This is a genomic window from Cellulomonas hominis (assembly GCF_005239125.1).
Taxonomy (GTDB): domain Bacteria; phylum Actinomycetota; class Actinomycetes; order Actinomycetales; family Cellulomonadaceae; genus Cellulomonas; species Cellulomonas hominis_A.
In genome coordinates, this window is the sequence record NZ_SZYE01000285.1 from 1 (window position 1) to 3293 (window position 3293).

Annotated in this window: 3 protein-coding genes; 1 reads left to right on the top strand and 2 read right to left on the bottom strand. The window is 77.2% G+C overall.

The features are described 5' to 3' along the window. The first annotated feature begins 30 nt into the window (after window positions 1-30). On the top strand, window positions 31-1722 hold the full coding sequence (locus tag FA014_RS18880) for an FAD-dependent oxidoreductase (protein ID WP_268865902.1): 1692 nt from the start codon (window positions 31-33) through the stop codon (window positions 1720-1722). 7 nt (window positions 1723-1729) lie between these two features. Here FA014_RS18880 and FA014_RS18885 read toward each other — a convergent pair whose 3' ends face one another. After that, complete coding sequence (locus FA014_RS18885; RefSeq protein WP_154731153.1) at window positions 1730-2089, bottom strand: VOC family protein; 360 nt, start codon at window positions 2087-2089, stop codon at window positions 1730-1732. A gap of 134 nt (window positions 2090-2223) precedes the next feature. After that, window positions 2224-3293, bottom strand: a 1070-nt coding sequence (locus tag FA014_RS20875; protein ID WP_230323423.1) for an HNH endonuclease signature motif containing protein, incomplete at its 5' end; no start/stop codon positions are given.

A 3293-nucleotide genomic window follows, 5' to 3' on the forward strand; every position in this document is an offset into this window, starting at 1 on the left:
GATCCCGGGTCGGCCGCTCATCCGCTGCGGGTGAGGCCGGGCGGCGGGACCCGCGGCCACGGTGGGCGCGAGCGGTGCCGTGCGTCCGGCCGGCGCCCGGGACGGGGGAGCGCGATGGCCGGGACAGCGGGGCAGCCGGCGACCGTGCTCGTGGTCGGTGCCGGTCCGGTCGGGCTGACCGCCGCGTGCGAGCTGGCGCGGCAGGGCGCACGGGTCCGGGTGGTCGAGGCGATGCCGGAGCCCACGACGCAGTCCCGCGCGGTCGTCGTGCACGCCCGCACCCAGGAGCACCTGGCGGCGATGGGCGTCCTGGACGAGCTGACCGCCCGGGCTGTCGAGATCACGGCCGTCGAGGTCCGTTCCGGCCCCGCCGGCACCCTCCGGCTGCGGGCGCCCACCACCGGCATCGACTCCCGCTACCCGCGGGCGCTCGACACCCCGCAGCCGGCGACCGAGGCCGTGCTCGCCGCCCTGGCCGCGCGGCTCGGCGTGGCCGTCGAGCGCGGCGTCACCCTGACCGACCTCGCGCAGGACCGGGACGGCGTGGACGTCACGCTGGCGTCCGCGGCGGGGACGGCACGCCAGCGCGTCGGCTGGGTGGTCGGCGCCGACGGCGGGCGCAGCCGGGTGCGGGCCGCCGTCGGCGAGCGGATCGAGGGCGTGCCCGACGGCGAGCACTTCCTGTTCGCCGACGTCGCCGCGGCGACCACGCTCCCGACGGACACGATCCGGCTGTTCGCCGGACCGGACGGGGTCTCGGGGGCGTTCCCGATGCCCGACGGGCGGACCCGGTTCCTGCTGCAGGTCCCGCCGCCGGGGCCGGTGGCCCGGCCGACGCTGGACGAGGTGCAGCGGCTCGTCGACGACCGCATGGGGGAGCACTGGCGGCTGAGCGACCCGCGCTGGCTCGTCGGGTTCGAGGTGCACCACGGCCAGGTCGAGCGGTACCGGCACGGCCGGGTGCTGCTCGCCGGCGACGCGGCGCACGTCCACAGCCCGGCGGGTGGACAGGGGATGAACACCGGCATGCAGGACGCGGTCAACCTCGCCTGGAAGCTCGCGCTGGTGAGCACCGGGCGAGCCGCGGACGCCCTGCTCGACAGCTATCACGCGGAGCGGCACCCGGTCGGGGCCGCCGTCGTCCGGCAGACCACCCGCCTGACGCACGCGGTCGCGACGCAGGGTCCCCGCGGGCATCTGCGGGACGCCGGCCTGCTGCTGCTGGGCCACCTGCCCGCCGTCGGGGACGCGGTCGCGGCCGGCCTCGCGGAGGTGCGGCTGCGGTACCGCGGCAGCCCGGTCGTGGGCGGCGGCGACGGCGTGCGCGGTGCCTGCCCCGGTGACCACGCGCCCGACCCGCCGGGGCTGACCGACGCGGGCGGCTCCCCGCTGCGGGTCGGTGACCTGCTCCGCCGGCCCGGGCACCTGCTGCTGACCACCTGCCTGTCCCGGACGTCGCACGACCGGCTGCGCGCGGTGCTGGGCGGGCTCGGCACGGTCGTCCCGGTGCTGCCGGCGCCGCCACGGCCCGGGCCGCGGGACGGCCCGGTGCTGGTCGACCCCGGGGGTGCCGTCGCCGCCCGGTACGGGATCGGGCACGACGGGGCCGCACTGGTCCGGCCGGACGGGTACCTGGGTTACCTGTCGGCACGCACCGACCCGGTGGCCGTCGCACGGCACCTGGCGGACCGGGAGCACGTGCTCGCGGTCGGCGCGGGCTGAGCGGCCCTCACCAGCAGAGGCAGAACGGGTGCCCGGACGGGTCCGCGTACACCTGGAACCCCTCCGGCGCGCCCGGGTCCTCCGCCGGCTTCAGCAGCTCCGCGCCCAGCGCCGTGACGTGCGCGTGCGCCTCCGCGAGGTCCTCGACGTAGAGGTCGAGGTGGATCTGCTGCTGCTCGCCGTCCGGCCAGTCGGGTCGGACGTGGTCCGGCGCGAGCTGGAACCCCATCCGCGGCTCGCCGTCGACGGAGAGCATGTGCCAGTCGTCCTCCCGCTCCACCGTCCCGCCCAGGACACCGGCCCAGAACGCGCTCTCCGTCGTGAGGTCCGCCGTGTCGAACACCGTCACCTGATGCCTGATCCGCATGACCCGATGCTGGCACCGGCCACCGACACCCGCCCGGCGGCCTGGGCGTCGGGGCGAACGACCGGGGTGCGCGGTCGAGGGTGCCGGGGGACCGGGCCGGGGTCGGGGGACGGGGGTGCTGCCGAGTCCTCGGACTAGAACGGTGGCGGTGCGTCGTGGGGGTCGGTGGTGGCGTCGTGGGTCCGGCCGGTGCCGGGTCGGACCAGGTACCGGTGGCCCGCGGGGGTGATCCACTCGAACAGCCCGGGTTGGATCTGGCGCAGCCGGAAGCCGCCGTCGGTCTTCAGGCGGTGGTGGCGGTGGCACAGGGGCCCGAGGTTGTCGGCGTCGGTGCTGCCGAGGGGTTGATCGGGTGGGTCGCCGGGTTGTCGGTGGTATTCGATGGTGTGGTCCAGGTCGGCGCGCCGGGCCGGGAAGGTGCACCCGGGCGCGACGCAGGTCTTGTCCCGGGTGCGGACGAACTCGGCCAGCCCGGCGGGTGGTCGGTACCGCTCGCGCCCCACGTCCAGGACCTGGTCGGTGACCGGGTCGGTGACCACCCGCCGCCAGACCCCGCCGTCAGCCAGTGCCCTGGCGCGGACGGCGTCGATGGGGCCGTACCCGTCGAGGTCGGCGGGGTTGTCGTCCAGGCCCAGGAGGGTGGAGGCGGCGATGGTGACCCGCACCTCGGCGCCGGGTCGGCCGGCGCAGCGCCCGCAACCCCGCCGGGCGGTGGTCGTCGCGGTCTCGGTCGACTTGGTGCGGGACGCCGGCTCGGTCGGCGAGGTGGTGGTCGACGGCGCGGGACGCGGGGAAGGCAGTGGGGCGGTCCCGGCGGGAGGCGGGGCAGGCGGTGGGTCGGTCTCGGCGGGAGGCGGGGCAGGCGGTGGGTCGGTCTCGGCGGGAGCGTCAGGTGCGGAACCGGGGAGGGGTGTCGCTGACGGCTCGCTGACCGGGACGATGGTGGCGGTCGGGATCGGTTCGACCGGGCGCGGGTGCACCGGCTGACGTCGGGTGGTGGTCACGAGCCAGTCCGCCCCGCGGCGCGGGGTCGGCAGCACGGGTGGGGGTGGGTCGAGGTGGACCTCGAACGCGGGACCGTCGGACTCGGGCACGTCGCCGACCACGAGGTCGCGCAGGCCGTCGGCGCGCAGCTGGTCCAGGGTCCGGGGGTCCCCGAGTGCCTTGGCTGCGCGGGCGGTGTGGTCCAGGACCCCGTCGACGC

Coding starts and splice junctions, on each gene's coding strand:
- FA014_RS18885 (WP_154731153.1), bottom strand. CDS start 2,089: ATGCGGATCAGGCATCAGGTGACGGTGTTCGACACGGCGGACCTCACG.